The sequence below is a fragment of the Streptomyces sp. iso_384 genome (assembly GCF_056172905.1).
Map to the genome: position 1 here is coordinate 864,446 of NZ_JBWBTT010000001.1, position 13,317 is coordinate 877,762.

At 69.7% G+C, this 13,317-nt stretch carries 14 protein-coding genes and 2 pseudogenes; 8 read left to right on the plus strand and 8 right to left on the minus strand.

The genetic code is table 11. From position 1 onward, the window contains the following. Positions 1-6: 6 nt before the first annotated feature. On the minus strand, positions 7-921 hold the full coding sequence (locus tag AC0VY3_RS03925; protein WP_475548940.1) for an alpha/beta hydrolase: 915 nt from the start codon (positions 919-921) through the stop codon (positions 7-9). 106 nt (positions 922-1,027) lie between these two features. Here AC0VY3_RS03925 and AC0VY3_RS03930 point away from each other — a divergent pair, with 106 nt between their 5' ends. Together AC0VY3_RS03930 and AC0VY3_RS03935 are read left to right on the plus strand one after the other, a co-directional pair. Beyond that, entirely contained in the window at positions 1,028-1,462 is a 435-nt protein-coding gene (locus AC0VY3_RS03930) for a MarR family winged helix-turn-helix transcriptional regulator (RefSeq protein WP_475548941.1), read from the plus strand. 12 nt (positions 1,463-1,474) lie between these two features. Continuing rightward, a pseudogene (locus tag AC0VY3_RS03935) lies at positions 1,475-2,040 on the plus strand (aminoglycoside phosphotransferase family protein); the annotation flags it as partial. A 15-nt stretch (positions 2,041-2,055) separates the two neighbouring features. On the opposite strand, the gene AC0VY3_RS03940 reads toward AC0VY3_RS03935, so the two are convergent. Together AC0VY3_RS03940 and AC0VY3_RS03945 are read right to left on the minus strand one after the other, a co-directional pair. Continuing rightward, a complete protein-coding gene (locus AC0VY3_RS03940) occupies positions 2,056-3,054 on the minus strand; it encodes a hypothetical protein (RefSeq protein ID WP_475548942.1) in 999 nt (332 codons plus the stop codon). Between the two features lie 338 nt (positions 3,055-3,392). Then, a complete protein-coding gene (locus tag AC0VY3_RS03945; protein ID WP_475548943.1) occupies positions 3,393-3,833 on the minus strand; it encodes an ATP-binding protein in 441 nt (146 codons plus the stop codon). Positions 3,834-3,997: 164 nt separating this feature from the next. On the opposite strand from AC0VY3_RS03945, the gene AC0VY3_RS03950 reads away from it, so the two are divergent. Together AC0VY3_RS03950 and AC0VY3_RS03955 are read left to right on the plus strand one after the other, a co-directional pair. Beyond that, entirely contained in the window at positions 3,998-4,876 is an 879-nt protein-coding gene (locus AC0VY3_RS03950) for a helix-turn-helix domain-containing protein (protein WP_475548944.1), read from the plus strand. Further along, positions 4,873-5,082 (plus strand): DUF397 domain-containing protein, encoded by a 210-nt coding sequence (locus AC0VY3_RS03955; RefSeq protein ID WP_103511342.1) that lies wholly within the window; start codon positions 4,873-4,875, stop codon positions 5,080-5,082. The genes AC0VY3_RS03950 and AC0VY3_RS03955 overlap by 4 nt, the downstream gene beginning before the upstream one ends. 24 nt (positions 5,083-5,106) lie before the next feature. Here the strand turns inward: AC0VY3_RS03955 and AC0VY3_RS03960 are convergent, their stop codons facing one another. The 3 genes from AC0VY3_RS03960 to AC0VY3_RS03970 are packed head-to-tail and all read right to left on the minus strand — an operon-like array spanning position 5,107 to position 7,226. Continuing rightward, positions 5,107-5,820 (minus strand): hypothetical protein, encoded by a 714-nt coding sequence (locus AC0VY3_RS03960; RefSeq protein WP_258047316.1) that lies wholly within the window; start codon positions 5,818-5,820, stop codon positions 5,107-5,109. Positions 5,821-5,850: 30 nt separating this feature from the next. Further along, positions 5,851-6,702, minus strand: a complete 852-nt coding sequence (locus AC0VY3_RS03965) for a DMT family transporter (RefSeq protein WP_103511343.1) — start codon at positions 6,700-6,702, stop codon at positions 5,851-5,853. After that, positions 6,699-7,226, minus strand: a complete 528-nt coding sequence (locus tag AC0VY3_RS03970; RefSeq protein ID WP_103511344.1) for a YbaK/EbsC family protein — start codon at positions 7,224-7,226, stop codon at positions 6,699-6,701. The genes AC0VY3_RS03965 and AC0VY3_RS03970 overlap by 4 nt, the downstream gene beginning before the upstream one ends. Before the next feature lie 119 nt (positions 7,227-7,345). Here AC0VY3_RS03970 and AC0VY3_RS03975 point away from each other — a divergent pair. After that, positions 7,346-7,920 (plus strand): annotated as a pseudogene (locus AC0VY3_RS03975) (M55 family metallopeptidase); the annotation flags it as partial. 197 nt (positions 7,921-8,117) lie between these two features. Here AC0VY3_RS03975 and AC0VY3_RS03980 read toward each other — a convergent pair. Next, positions 8,118-8,990 (minus strand): esterase/lipase family protein, encoded by an 873-nt coding sequence (locus AC0VY3_RS03980; protein ID WP_475548945.1) that lies wholly within the window; start codon positions 8,988-8,990, stop codon positions 8,118-8,120. A 133-nt stretch (positions 8,991-9,123) separates the two neighbouring features. Here AC0VY3_RS03980 and AC0VY3_RS03985 point away from each other — a divergent pair, with 133 nt between their 5' ends. The 3 genes from AC0VY3_RS03985 to AC0VY3_RS03995 are packed head-to-tail and all read left to right on the plus strand — an operon-like array spanning position 9,124 to position 12,777. After that, positions 9,124-11,499, plus strand: a complete 2,376-nt coding sequence (locus AC0VY3_RS03985) for a sensor histidine kinase (RefSeq protein ID WP_475548946.1) — start codon at positions 9,124-9,126, stop codon at positions 11,497-11,499. Continuing rightward, the gene (locus AC0VY3_RS03990; protein ID WP_170994675.1) at positions 11,496-12,152 is read left to right on the plus strand and encodes a response regulator; all 657 of its coding nucleotides are present in this window, start codon (positions 11,496-11,498) and stop codon (positions 12,150-12,152) included. The genes AC0VY3_RS03985 and AC0VY3_RS03990 overlap by 4 nt, the downstream gene beginning before the upstream one ends. 52 nt (positions 12,153-12,204) lie before the next feature. Further along, positions 12,205-12,777, plus strand: a complete 573-nt coding sequence (locus tag AC0VY3_RS03995; RefSeq protein ID WP_103511347.1) for a 3'-5' exonuclease — start codon at positions 12,205-12,207, stop codon at positions 12,775-12,777. A gap of 85 nt (positions 12,778-12,862) precedes the next feature. On the opposite strand, the gene AC0VY3_RS04000 is transcribed toward AC0VY3_RS03995, so the two are convergent. After that, on the minus strand, positions 12,863-13,291 hold the full coding sequence (locus tag AC0VY3_RS04000; RefSeq protein ID WP_103511348.1) for a hypothetical protein: 429 nt from the start codon (positions 13,289-13,291) through the stop codon (positions 12,863-12,865). Positions 13,292-13,317: the final 26 nt, after the last annotated feature.

The window sequence follows — 13,317 nt, forward strand, 5'->3', positions numbered from 1 at the left end:
GATGCCTTACAGGTTGTTCGCACAGAAGCTGGTGAGTCGTTCGACGGCAGCGTCGACGTATTCGGGTTCGTCGTACATCTCGTAGTGGCCGGCGCCGTCGATCACCATGAGGTCGACGGGGTTGGGGGCCAGCTTCCACAGCTGCATGCCGGTGTCGTAGGAGCCGGTGTTGCCGATGCGCCCGGCGAGGATGACCTGGAGTGGCTGGGTCATGAGCTGATCGGCCAGGTGGAACGCGTCGTAGCCCAGCAGGAGGGAGTCGCTGCGCAAGAGGCGCCGGTTCGTGGAGTGTTCGCTACCGCCGCGCTCGGTGCGGTAGTAGGTGACGGCCTGCGTGGTGTCGATGTCGGTCAGGCCCGCTGCCGTGGCGTCCTCGAGGGTGTCGGGCAGCCAGTTCACGCGGGTCGTCTCGCCCGAGCGGGCCTCTTCGGTACGTGTGTCCGCGAGGGCGTCGAGTGCTGCGGCCGGGCCGTCGGGCTGGAAGCCGCGGAACGAGGCGCCGATGTCGACGGGGACGACCGTGCCGACCGCTTTGATGCGGTGGTCCGTGCGGGCGGTGTGCACGGCGTAGCCGCCACCGGCGCAGATGCCGAGGACGCCGATGCGCTGCGGGTCGATGCCGGGGGTCGTGGTGAGCACGTCGATGGCGTAGGAGATGTCCTCACCTCGGCGGTAGGGGTCTTCGAGGTCGCGGGGCTCGCCTCCGCTCCGGCCCTGATGGGCGGGGTCGAAGACGAGCGCCGCGATGCCGCGGGCGGCGAGGCGGGAGGCGTAGTTGGCGCCGACCTGCTCTTTCACGCTGCTGCCCGGGGTGGAGAGCACCACGGCGCGCAGCGGTGCGCTGCTGTCGGCGTTGTCGGGCAGGTGGAGGTCCGCGGCGAGGTTGATGGGACCGCGCGGGATCGTGAGGTGCTGAAGCATGCCTGGCTTCCTTCGTGACATTGTTGTTCCATAGAAATCCAGTACAAAACAATATCTTGTACGTTCTGAAGCTAATACGAAACTGTACTACATGGATGGAGGGTCGATGTCGGTCGACGGGGCGCAGCTGTGGACGCTGAACCAGCGGCTGCTGGGCGTTGTGATGGATGCCTGCACGGGGGAGCTGGCCGAGCTGGGGTTGGAGACGAAGGAGTTCTTCGTCCTGGCCGAGGTGGAGGCATCGCCGTACCCGGCTGAGATCGCGACTGCGCTGCTGCTGCCCAAGGCGAGCGTGACGGTCTACGTTCGCAACCTCGTCGCCAAGGGGTTTGTCCGCCGCGAGATCGACGAGGCGGACTTGCGGCGTCATCGGCTCGTACTGACCGCTGAGGGCACGCATGCACGCAATCGAGCACTTGCGGCTCTCGCGGCGGAGTACGACCGCAGGTTGGCGAGGGTCACCCCCCAGGACCGCGTTGAGCTGCAACGCATCCTCAAAGCGATGGTCGCCTCGCCCGCGTCAGGCCGTATGCGCGGGTGACTCGTCTGTCCGGTGCTCTGCTGCACGTTCGGGCCGCGACCGCATGGGTTCGTCAGATCGTTCAGGTACGCCACGAGCTCCAGCGAGGAAGGGAGAGCCTGGCTCGCCGAACTGCCCTCTCCAGCAACGGACATACTGGAACGCCGGCAGCTGCGGCGGGATGGAGCGCTCCGGTCCGGCTGCTCGATCACGACCCCGCGAGCAGCAGCAAGCTTCTGGAACGGCTGGACGGAGCCCGCACCCTGGCCTCCGTCGACGATGACGACGTGGCGACGGGCATCCTCGCCGGACCGCACGCGCGGCTGGTCGCGGTCCCCGCGCCGCAGGGACTGCGCGGCCTCGGTGACGTCGCCGCAGCGATGCTGGAGCAGGCCCCGCAGCCGATCGCTCAGCTGACCGACCCGGCCGACCGTCGACTCCTGCGGGGCTCGGCGTCCGCCGTCGCCGAACTGGCCGACGACCCCGGAGACCGGTTGCTGCACGGGGATCTCCACCACGGCAACGCTCTTGCGGCGCAGCGTGAGCCGTGGCTCGCCATCGACCACGAGCCGCTCGCCGGCGATCCGGGGTTCGACCTGTCGGCCCGCGACCGCTCAGGCGGCTACTCGGGTGTGTTCCGCGCGGGTCTCCCGGCAATCCCGGCAGCGGCCGGCAGTGGGGGAGCGGAAGGCCCGGTCGCAGTCGTCGCAGGTCTGGAAGGGCGTGAGGGTGACGCGGGGGCGAGCCAGCGCCGCGAGGTCGTCGACGCCGGGAGGCGTGGGCGGGAGCAGCTCGGTGAGCCGGTGCGCGAGCAGCTTGGCCGGGTGCTTGAGGGGGTACGGCGGGTCGTCGGTGAGGGCACGGCGGATGGTGTCCGGGCGGGCTGCGCGTTCGAGCCAGGCCGCCACTCCGGGAACCAGCCGGTGGACGTCGGCCTCGGACAGGGCGAACTGGGGTGCGTGGCGGTGCAGATCGCCGAGGAGCGCGGTGGCTGCGCGGCCGAGCTCCGGGGTGAGCTCGCCGGGCTGTGGGAGAGGCCTACGAGACGCCTTGGGCGCGGTCGGGGGCGGTACGCGCGGCACGAAGAGCGGGGCTGACGGCGTGGTCGGCGGCAGCGGTCCGGGCGGGGCCACGGGGGTCGCCTCCGCCGCGGGGGCTTGTACGGAGATGACCGCTGGTACGCGTACGGGTGCCGACGCGGCGGGTCGAGGGTGTGCCTCCGCTGCCGGGCGACGGGGGTGCACCAGCGCGGCGGGCTGGTTGCAGAAGACGGTGCGGGTGATGACCTTCTTGCCGGGCAGTCGGTCGCGGAAGCGTTCCAGGTAGCCGTGGGCTTCGAGCTCGCGCAGGGCGGCGGCGATGCGCTTCTGGCCTTCCTTGCAGCGGGCGGCGAGAGCCTTGATGCCGACCTCGGTCCCTTGGGGCAGGGACTGGATCCGTACGGCGATCCCGACGGCGGTGCAGCTGAGGTCGGGGTGCTGGGCGAGGTGATTGCCGACGACGGTGAAGCGGTCGGTGTGCGGAATGGTGATGTGGATGACGCCGGAGGTGGGAAGAGGTCCGGGAACCTCCGCCAGGGCGCGGGTGAGGGCAGTATTCTGCTGGGTATCCATCGGGAAGGTGATTTCTTCCTAGGTGGTCAGGCCCTCGGTTGGGATTGCAGTCCCGGTCGGGGGCCGACGTATGTGCGGGATGTGGTCTGGCGTGAGCATATGCCGGGCAACCGGGCGATAAGCGAGCCGAGTTGGGATATGTCACCCGTGTGAGTGACGGAGGCCCGAAAGCCCCTGGGGTCCGTCAGGTGGCCACCGGGGGTGGGGTCGGGTGGGGTTCTTTCTCTTGGTTCTTTAGTAGTTGATGTCGCGCCGCAGTGGGTCGCGCCGGCGCGAGATCCGGTGGGGCTTACGAGGGCCGCACCGGATCGCGGCGGAGCGCGACGCGGTGACGGCGGCTACCGTACGAGGTCGATTTCCGCCCACACCGTCTTGCGGGGAACGGGGCCGGGCGTCACGCCCCAGTGGTCGGCCAGCGCCTCGACGATGAGCAGGCCGCGCCCGGTCTCCGCGTCGTCCTCGGGCGGCTTTACGGCCCCAGGGCCGGGCGGAACGCTGTCGCCGCGGGTGTCCGTGACCTCGATCCGCAGTCTGTTTGCGCTGACGGCGAGGGCGAGTTGGAAGTCCCGGCCTTTCACGCGGCCGTGGACGGTGGCGTTGGCCGCCAACTCGGCGACAATGTGCGCCGCTGCCTCTGCCTCCGACGGGAGCCCCCAGGCTCCGAGATGGGCAGCGGTGAGCAACCGGGCGAGCCGGGCGCCTCGGCGGGTGGGGGACAGCAGGACGGTGAACGCACGCTCGGTGGGCGTGTGTTCGGTGCGGATGACTTCTTGGTTCATGTCACTCAGCGTGGCCGCGCCTGCGTACCGTGCCCAGAGGAAGAGCCCTTGCGTACGGTCGATGTCCGAGCCTTGTCCGGTGTTGTCCGGGCTGTCGGCAGTGACGTGCGGGGAACGGAAGCGGTTGGGACGAGAACGGCACGCACGTCGGAAGTGGGGCTCGCATGAGCGTGGTTGGCGACGGTACGGGACACGGGGGCGGCGGGGCGGACGAGCCCGGCTGGGATGTCGACCCGGACGACGAGTCGGGGGCGGCGGTGGTCGCTGCCGTGGGTCGCCAGATCAGGGCGTGGCGCGAGGCCGCGGGTTTGCGGGCGGCCGAGCTGGGCTCCGTGATGGGGTACGGCGAGGACCTCATCTACAAGGTCGAGGGCGGGCGGCGCATCCCGCGCCCGGAGTTCATGGACGGCGTGGACGTGGCGGTGGGGGCGGGTGGCAAGCTCGCGGCGATGAAGGCGGACATCGCGGAGGTGCGGTATCCGAAGAAGATCCGGGAGCTGGCGAAGCTGGAGGCCGCGGCGGTGGAGGTGCTGGCCTACGGCAACAGCAGTGTCCACGGTCTGTTGCAGACGGTCGAGTACGCGCGAGCGCTGTTCTCGATGCGCCAGCCCTCCTACCCGCAGGAGGAGATCGAGCGTGGAGTGGCCGCGCGTATGGCTCGGCAGGCCATCTTCGAGCGGTCGCCCGCCCCGACGCTCGGATTCGTCCTGGAAGAGGTGGTGCTCCGGCGTCCGCTCGGAGGCAGGATGGTGTTGCGCCGACAGCTCGAACACCTGCTGGCGGTTGGTGAGTTGCGCAACGTTACGGTGCAGGTGATGCCGATGGGCCTGGAAGAGCACGCAGGAATCGATGGGGAGATCCAGGTGCTGAAGTTCAAGGACGGCACGGCGGTCGGGAGGTCCGAGGGGGCGTTCGGCGGGCGGCCGGTCTCGGATCCGAAGCAGGTCCGAATCCTTGATCTGCGGTGTGGCATGATCCGGGCCCAGGCCCTCACCCCTCGGGAATCGACGGCCTTCATCGAGCACGTGCTGGGAGAGACATGATGGGCAAGCCGCTTGCTGAGGGCGCAGCCGGGCTGCGCTGGTTCAAGAGCAGCTACAGCGACAGCAGTAACGGCAGCGAGTGCGTCGAGGTCGCGGCCGCGCCCGACGCCGTCCACGTACGCGACTCCAAGAACGCGCGGGGCCCCCGCCTCGCCGTCGCCCCTGCCGCGTGGTACGGCTTCGTCTCGTACGTCGCAGGCGCTTGAGCCGGAGGGCGGCGCGAGCGATGATCAGCCGGCGGGCCCTCTCAGCTTTGCTCTCGCCAGAGTCGCAGGCTCCATGTGCCGACCATTGAACGTCCAAGAGACCAGATCTGCGAAGGTGTGCACGCTCGCCCCCAGGTCCAGGCTCCGGCGGGCGGCCACCCACTCGACAAGCGCCTGGGAATTCTCGGGCAGCCCGGTGAAGTGAACCAAGTTCGAGTACCAGATATCGCGGGTGAACCCGGCCTCGAACCAGCCGTCACCTGCCAGCTCCTCCGCCAGGTACCCGGCGAACCGTTCGATGGCCTCGTCCGACGGAGAAGCGCACAGCATGACGCTCGCGGGAGCGAGCGTCAGCCCGGTCAGCTCCAGCCTGATGGTTCCCGCCCGGGCGGACGCCTGGCGCAGGGCCGCCTGATACCGCAGGACCCGCTCGTCATCCTTGGGAACGGTCGGACGGTAAAGCTCCAGCGTGCGGATGGTGAAGTGCGAGGAGACCTCGGCACCGGTGGGCCAGTGCGAGTCTCCAGCCACAGCCATGGCCTCCGCGGTAACGCGTTCCATTCGTCGCGCGATTGCAGATTCCGGCCGCAGGGCCACGGTGAGCCCCCAGCGCCCTCCGCCCTCCAGGGGTGGTTCCTGACGTGGGACCTCCCCGGACAGAAACGCCTCTCGCCCTTGTTCGAACAGTTCTGTAAAGCGCGGACTTCCCATCTGCCCGATCATGCCCTGCTGATCCATCCAGAGCTGTGCCGGGTTGAGAGATAGGCCTCAACTCGTGTGCAGCATCAGCCCGATGCCCACCACCATCAGCCCCGCCGCCGCGATCCTCGGAGCCCCGAAGCGCTCCTTGAAGAACAGCGTGCCGATCGCCGCGCCCACGATGATCGACGACTCGCGGAGTGCCGCGATCGGGGCCAGCGGGGCTCGCGTCTGAGCCCAGAGCACCAGCCCGTACGCGACCACCGAGAGGGCCGCGCCGAGCAGGCCGCGTGCCGCGAACGGCCGTAGCTGCGGCAGCAGTTCGGCGCGGCGGCGGTAGTACGCGTACGCCGGGATCGCCAGGCCCTCCAGCACCATCAGCCATGCGACGTAACCCAGCGGGGTGCCGGAGGCTCGGACGCCGACGCCGTCCACCGTCGTGTAACCCGCGATGGCCAGGCCCGTGCCGAGGGCCGCCACGATCGCCGGCCAGTGCGGGCGCTTCCCGGAACCCCGGATGCCCCACAGCGCCAGCCCGACCAGTCCGGCCGAGGCCACCGCCACGCCCGCCGTCGCCCAGCCGTCCGGGCGCTCGCCGACGAACACCGCCGCCAGGACCGTCACCACCAGCGGGGCCGTGCCCCGGGCGATCGGGTACATCTGGCCGAAGTCGCCCAGCGTGAACGAGCGCATCAGCAGCATCATGTACGCCACGTGCAGCGCGGCCGAGACCAGGAGGTACGGCCAGGCGGCCGCCGCCGGGAACGGGGCGAACAGTGCCATCACCGCACCGATCAGCAGTCCGCCGCCGGAGATCAGCGTGAAGGAGAGCAACTGATCCTTGATCGCGTGGGCGATGGCGTTCCAACTGGCGTGCGTGATCGCGGCTATGAGCACCGCGAGGGCGACCAGCGGGGTCACTTGGCGGGCTCGCGCACATCCGCAACCGTTGCGCCCGCGTGGGCGATCAGCGTTTTCGGGTCGAGCGGGAACACCGTGTGCGGGGTACCTGCGGCCGCCCACACCATGGAGTGGTCGAGGAGGCGTCGGTCGGCCAGGACGCGGGTCCTGGTCGCGTGGCCGAACGGGGGTACGCCTCCGATCGCGTAACCCGTCGTCTCCCGGACCAGGTCCGCGTCCGCCCGCTTGACCTTCTGCGCGCCGAGTTCGCGGCGTACCAGCTCGACGTCCACCCGGGACGACCCGTCCATCAGGACCAGTACCGGTACGCCGTCCGCCGTGAAGACCAGCGACTTGACGATCTCGCTCAGCTCGCAGCCGATCGCCGCCGCGGCCTCGACTGCGGTCCTGGTCGCGTCGGGGAAGCGGCGCACCTCGACCTGGAGGCCCAGTTCGGCCAGCGCCTCGGCGAACCGGGGGTGGGCGTGGGAGACGGGGGCGGCCGGGGCTGCGGAAGCGGTTTCGGTGGGTTCGGGTGTGCTCATGGCTGCACGCTAGCGGTCGGTGCAGTATGCATGCGAGCGGGTTCCGGGTGGTGGGCTCACCCTGCCGGGTGCGAGCCCGGGGCGTGGCCGAACGTACGGCGGAAGACCTCGCCGGCCCGCCTCTGGGCATGCTCGGCGGACTCGACGAACAGACCGACGCGGTCCTGCTCGTCGGCACCACGCCCGCGCCGGCGGCGGACCGGCCGTACTGGCACACACGATGAACGACGGCATCCTCGACGTGCGCGTGGCCGGACGTTCCATGGGGGAGATCGGCCTCAACGCCGCCATGGCCGGACATCTGGACGTACCGGTCGTGCTGCTCAGCGGCGACGACAGCGCCTGCGCCGAACTGCAGGATCTGCTCCCGTCCGCAGTCACCGTTGCGGTCAAACAAGCCCTTGGTCAGGGCGCTGCCATCGCCCTGCATCCCGAAGAAGCGCGAGAGCGGCTGCGCCATGCGGCCGCCGAAGCCATCACGCGGCGCGCCCAGGTTCCACCGCTTACCCTCGCCGGACCGCTCGACGTCGAAGTCGACCTCTACGCGCCGTTCATGGTCGATCTGGCGACACTCGCGCCGGGGGTCTCACGCGGTGAAGATGGCCGGACAGTCACCTTCACCGCCGCCGACTTCGGCGACGCCTACCGGCTGGTCCTACTACTCGCGCAGCTCGCCACTATCAAACCTGGCTAGGGTTCAGTCGGCCTTGGACGGCTCTTCGGTGCGTGCTCGGGTGCTGGCGAGGCGCGCGGCTGCCGCCTGGACCTAAGACATGTAAGACACGTAAGCCATGTGAGTCATGTAAGCCACGTGAAAGGTGCGGCCGCCCTTGCCGGGCGACCGCACCTTTACGTTGCCCGCGCCTCAGCGGGCAGCTGGATGTGCGGATATCAGGTCGTGGCGTGCCAGTAGACCGCCAGGCGTGCCTGTTCCACGGGCGAGACGCGCTTGTGGAACTTGGTCCACTTCGTGGAGTACTTGATCCTGCCGTTGTGCGAACCGGTGGTGGTGGTGATGAGTTCGCCGTGGTTGATTCCGGCCTTGTACTGGACTTCGTGGTCCGCGGTGCCGGCGATGCCGGAGGACTCGGAGACGGTTCCGTCGTTGTACGAGGAGACCGTGGTCCAGTCGGTGCTCATGTTGCCGTTCTTGGTGGTGCTCGGCATCTTGCTCCCGAGCGCCTTGAGGAAGCTGCTACCCGGCTTCATGTCCGTGCACTGCCGGGCCTTTCCGCAGAGCGTCGCCCTGCTCTTGGTGATTCCGGCGTGCGGGGTGCCCAGCGTGACGACGTCCTCGATGTAGAGCTTCTTCGGGAAGCCCGCGGCACGCTTGTGGGTGTAGTGCAGTGCGGCGCGGACGACGAGGCCGCCCATGGAGTGGGCTACGACGTCGACCTTGATGCCCTTCTCCGTGTAGTTCCTGGAGACGTAGTTCGCGAACTTCTTGGCCACGTCCTTGATGGGCGTCTCGCGGCTGCCGGAGACGTTGGCCGAGCACTTCTTGTTCTTCGTGTAGTAGCCGAAGGTGAGCAGGTTCCCCTTCCACTTCTTGTTCGTGAAGTGCTTGCGGGCGTCCTTGAACGTCTTGGTGCAGTCGTGCTTGCCGAAGGGGGCGTGCCCGTGGACGAAGATGACCCGGGTGTTCGCGCTGTTCGACCGGGACGGCTTGCCCGCCGCGCCGGCCGGTGCGACGGCGAGCATGGTGAGGACAGCTGACAGTGCCGCGGCGAGAAGCAGCGTGAACCGCCTCTGAGTTCTCTGCATGGAATGTTCCCCGTCTTCGCGTCTTTGCGTGTGGCTCTCGTCGGGCACGCTAGCCCGGCCCGGTCGCGGGGTGTGCCGGTCGTTCGCCCCACATCCGGTGCCGCTCGTCCGCCGGTCAACTAACCTCGCCCTCATGCGGCGCGGGGGTCACGTGGGAAACAGCGAGCGCCTGGTGAACCGGACCGTCGAGCGGTACGGGGTGTGGCTCAGGTCCGCCGTGGTCCTTCTGTGCGGTGCGCTGGGCCTCGTCTGGGCTGATGCGTCGGATGTGCCCCGGGCGCTGGCGCTGCTGGCACCGGCTGTCCTCGCCTCCGGTGTGCGTCTTCGGGCGCTGCGCCGTCCGCTCCCGCTCGCCCTGATCTGGACGCTGGACGCGGCGGTGGTCACGCTGTTGGGGCTCGCTCAGCCGGTCCTCGGCGGTGAGGGCGCCAACGCGATGGCGGAGGTGGCCGTCGGCATCAGCGTCATCGCGTTCCAGTTCGAGTGGGCGACGCGTCCGGTGGCCGGGGCCGCCCTGGCCGTGGCGGGGGGCGTCGCCTGTGTGCTGGGTGACGTCCTCTCCTCGCCCGCGCACGGTCCCGATGTGGTGCCCCTGGTGCGCATGCTGATCCAGGTGGGTCTGTCGAGGGCGGGCTATCTCATCGTCCGGGCGCGGGCCAGGGCGGCCGACCGGTCGGCCGCGGTGAGGGCGGCCCTGCGCCGGGAGGCCGAAGTCGCCACCGCGCGGCGGGCGACCGAGCGCGAGTACCTGGCGACCTTGCACGACACGGCCAGCGCGACGCTGCTGATGGTCTCGCAGGGCGACAGCCGGGACTGGTCGTGGCTTCCGCCACGTGCCAGGCAGGACCTGGAGGCGCTGTCCGCCATGCCCGGGTTCGAGACGGGGAGCGTCGACCTCGCGGCGCTTCTGAGCTGTGTGCCCGAAGGGGAGGGGCAGGCCAGGGTGCGGCTCACGACGCACATCGAGGGCCCGCTCGCGATTCCGTCCGGACCGGGGCTCGCGATATTCAACGGCGTCCGGGAAGCCGTCACCAATGTGTCACGCCACGCCGGGGTGCGGGAGGCGGAACTCAGAGCGTGGAGAGAGGAGAGCGACGGCGTCGTCGTCGAACTGTGCGACGCGGGAGAGGGGTTCGACCCGGAATCGGTTCCGGTACGGCGCCGGGGCATCTCCGGCTCCATCATCGGCAGGATGCGCGCGGTCGAAGGCACCGCTTCCATCACCTCGCGTCCGGGCGCCGGAACCCGCGTGCGGTGGCGCTGGCACGACCGGGACCGGGCGCCACAGGCAGAGGACGGAGGAGGGCAGGACACGGGACTGCCGTGCCCGCCCCGTACCCCGGCACAGCACACGGCGGCGGTCCGCTTCATCCGCGGGCAGCTCCTCTACGGGGCCCAGCTGGTCGCCCTGCTGATCTGCCTGGTGTGGCAGTTCACCATCTCGCTGCGCCGGCTCCTGGCCCACCAGGACGTGTACGACCCCGCGTGGGCACAGACGGCCGCCTTCGTCTGCCTCGTCGCCGTCGCGGTGACCGGCGGAGCCTGTCTGCTGCGCGGCAGGCGGATCCCGCCGGGGGTGCGCGGCTGGTGCCTGGGTTCGGTGCTGGCCGTCTCGGCGGTGAGCGCGTACACGCTTCCACCGGGCCACTCGACGGGGCCGGCGGACTGGGCGTTCGGAGTGGTCGGCTGGCATGCGTTGTTCCTGCTGGCGGACCTGCGGGTCAGGGTGTACGCGGCATTCCTCGGGGCGCACATAGGGATCAACGCGGCCGCCGTGATCTGGCACGGGGCGCCGACCGCGGCCGAGGCGGCCGTCCTGGGGATCGCCACGGTCGGCAGCTGCGGCCTCCAGCTCGCCATCGGCGTCCTGATGACGCATCTGCTCCGCGACACGGCGCCGGCAGCGGGGTCGGCGGCCGCGCGGGAGGAGGAACTGCGTACCCGGGAACGTATCCACGAGCACCTGCAGAGCGACCACAAGGAGCGCTACCGCGCGCTGACGGCGACGACGGTGCCGCTGCTGGTGGGCCTCGGCCACGGTGTACTGAGCCCGCACGACGAGGAGGTCAGGCTGCGGTGCGGCGTGGAGGGCGCCCGGATGCGCCGCCTGTTCGCGGAAGGCGACGCTGTCGCCGATCCGCTGCTGAACGAGTTGCGGGCCTGCGTCGAGGTGGCCGAACACCAGGGCGTGAAGGTGAACCTGGCCGTGCGCGGCAGGCCGGGCGAGGTGCCCGTGGAGGTACGCAGGGAGCTGATCGACCCGGTGGCGGTGACTCTGGGCCGTACCCGCTCGGCCGCGCGCGTGACGGTCGTATGGACCCCCGGCGCCGTCCGCGTGAGCGTTGTAGGCGTCGACTGCGCGGACGACCGCACGGAGGCGGCGGCTGTCCCGTCGCAGAGCCGCGCCGCGGACCCGCGCGTGTCCGTGGTAAGAACCAGACGCGGTGAAAGCATGTGGGCAGAATCGAGTTGGAGCAGATCGGTGTCATCGGGAGTTGTCCTGCCATGAGTAACGACGCACCGGTCAGCGTGGTCGTCATCGACGATCATCCGGCCATCCTCTCGGGCGTGGAGATGTGGTACAGCGCTTCACCACGGCCCATCACCGTGGTCGCGGCAGGAGCCTCCGTACGGGAGGCCTGGACCGCCCCGGGCAGTACGGCCGATGTGGTCGTCCTGGATCTGCAACTGGGCGAGACCGTACCCGCCTTCAGCAGCCTCCGCAGACTCGTCGACGCCGGGCGGCAGGTGGTCGTCTACTCGATGCGGGACGACGAGAAGACCGCGCTCACCTGCCTGGACCTCGGAGCCGCGACCTTCCTCACCAAGAGCGAGGGCCAGGAGCACCTGGTCGAGGCGACTCTGGCAGCAGCCGACGAGCGGCCCTACATGCCGCCCGCGCTGGCCGGCGCGCTGGGCACGAACGCCCGCGCGGACCGCCCGCAGCTCTCCTCGCGCGAGGAGAACGTGCTCATCGAGTGGTTCCAGTCGGAGTCGAAGGAACTGGTCGCGCAGCGCCTCGGCATCTCCGTACGGACGGTCAACTCGTACCTGGACCGGGTGCGGATCAAGTACGCGAACGTCGGCCGCCCCGCACGGACCAAGGCGAGCCTGGTGGCCCGGGCCGTCCAGGACGGCCTCGTCGACGTGGACGACCTCTGAGAGGCCGTGAAACCCGGATGACCCGGCGCGGCGGCGCTTCTACGCTCGCCCCATGGACATGGGGGAGAAGGACGAACATCTGCTGAACGTCGTCGACGTCGAGGCGACCTGCTGGGAGGCGCAGCCACCGCCCGGGCAGGTGAGCGAGATCATCGAGATCGGTCTCACCGTCGTCGACCTGCGCGCGGGCGAACGGCTCGCCAAACACCGGCTGCTGGTCCGGCCCGCGCGCTCGAAGGTCAGCCCGTTCTGCACGGAGCTGACCGGGCTGACGCAGGCGGAGGTGACCGGCGGCCTGCCGTTCGCCGAGGCCTGCCGGGTGCTGGCCGCCGAGCACCGTACGGGACTGCTGCCCTGGGCCAGTTGGGGCGACTACGACCGCAACCAGTTCACCCGCCAGTGCCGGGCGACGGGTACGGAGTACCCCTTCGGGCAGCGGCACACGAACGCCAAGACCGCCTTCACCGCCGCGTACGGGCTGCGCCGCCGCCCCGGTATGGCCCAGGCCCTGGAGGTGGCCGGCCTCCCGCTGGAGGGCCGCCACCACCGGGGCGACGACGACGCGTGGAACATCGCCGCCCTGGTGCTGGACCTGGCGGGGCGGGGGGAGTGGGCGGCCGGCTGATGTTTCGGGGGCCGGGGCTCGACCCCTACACCGAACGGCTGCGCAGCTGCTTCCGCCCCGGTCCTCCTCCTGGCGTCAGAATCCGTCAGCCGCAGTGAATGCTGTACCAGGCCCTCTGCCAGATGATCGTGTGCCCGGACGTGGGACCGTTGGAGGCAGAGACATCAATGTTGATGCACTTTCCGTTGGTCCCGGTCACCGTCACGGGGCCCGCATAGTACCGATAGTCGCCCATATCGGTTTTCCGGCCTGTGAGGTTGTTCCGCTCGATTGTCGCGCTGAGCTGGGTCACCTTTCCGTAATAAAGGCCTGCGGTGTTGGTCACGCAGTTGGTTCCACCGTTCGCGGAAGAGTAGTAGACGCGCGCGGTGCTCATGACCGTTCCGTTGGTCTGCTTGAGGTAGTACGTGCCCACCAGCGACCCCGGGCAGCCACTTGCCGCAGAAGCGGTCGATACTGTGCCGAGGGTGATGCCGGAAGTCAGGAGAACTAGGCCGGCCGTGTGGGCGAGCATTCTTCGGATGCCTGGTCGCATGTCTC

What these genes read in the sequence shown, in the direction of transcription:
- AC0VY3_RS03925 (WP_475548940.1), bottom strand. Translation starts at nt 921, where the DNA reads ATGCTTCAGCACCTCACGATCCCGCGCGGTCCCATCAACCTCGCCGCG.
- AC0VY3_RS03930 (WP_475548941.1), top strand. Translation starts at nt 1,028, where the DNA reads ATGTCGGTCGACGGGGCGCAGCTGTGGACGCTGAACCAGCGGCTGCTG.
- AC0VY3_RS03940 (WP_475548942.1), bottom strand. Translation starts at nt 3,054, where the DNA reads ATGGATACCCAGCAGAATACTGCCCTCACCCGCGCCCTGGCGGAGGTT.
- AC0VY3_RS03945 (WP_475548943.1), bottom strand. Translation starts at nt 3,833, where the DNA reads ATGAACCAAGAAGTCATCCGCACCGAACACACGCCCACCGAGCGTGCG.
- AC0VY3_RS03950 (WP_475548944.1), top strand. Translation starts at nt 3,998, where the DNA reads ATGAGCGTGGTTGGCGACGGTACGGGACACGGGGGCGGCGGGGCGGAC.
- AC0VY3_RS03955 (WP_103511342.1), top strand. Translation starts at nt 4,873, where the DNA reads ATGATGGGCAAGCCGCTTGCTGAGGGCGCAGCCGGGCTGCGCTGGTTC.
- AC0VY3_RS03960 (WP_258047316.1), bottom strand. Translation starts at nt 5,820, where the DNA reads ATGGATCAGCAGGGCATGATCGGGCAGATGGGAAGTCCGCGCTTTACA.
- AC0VY3_RS03970 (WP_103511344.1), bottom strand. Translation starts at nt 7,226, where the DNA reads ATGAGCACACCCGAACCCACCGAAACCGCTTCCGCAGCCCCGGCCGCC.
- AC0VY3_RS03980 (WP_475548945.1), bottom strand. Translation starts at nt 8,990, where the DNA reads ATGCAGAGAACTCAGAGGCGGTTCACGCTGCTTCTCGCCGCGGCACTG.
- AC0VY3_RS03985 (WP_475548946.1), top strand. Translation starts at nt 9,124, where the DNA reads ATGCGGCGCGGGGGTCACGTGGGAAACAGCGAGCGCCTGGTGAACCGG.
- AC0VY3_RS03990 (WP_170994675.1), top strand. Translation starts at nt 11,496, where the DNA reads ATGAGTAACGACGCACCGGTCAGCGTGGTCGTCATCGACGATCATCCG.
- AC0VY3_RS03995 (WP_103511347.1), top strand. Translation starts at nt 12,205, where the DNA reads ATGGACATGGGGGAGAAGGACGAACATCTGCTGAACGTCGTCGACGTC.
- AC0VY3_RS04000 (WP_103511348.1), bottom strand. Translation starts at nt 13,291, where the DNA reads ATGCTCGCCCACACGGCCGGCCTAGTTCTCCTGACTTCCGGCATCACC.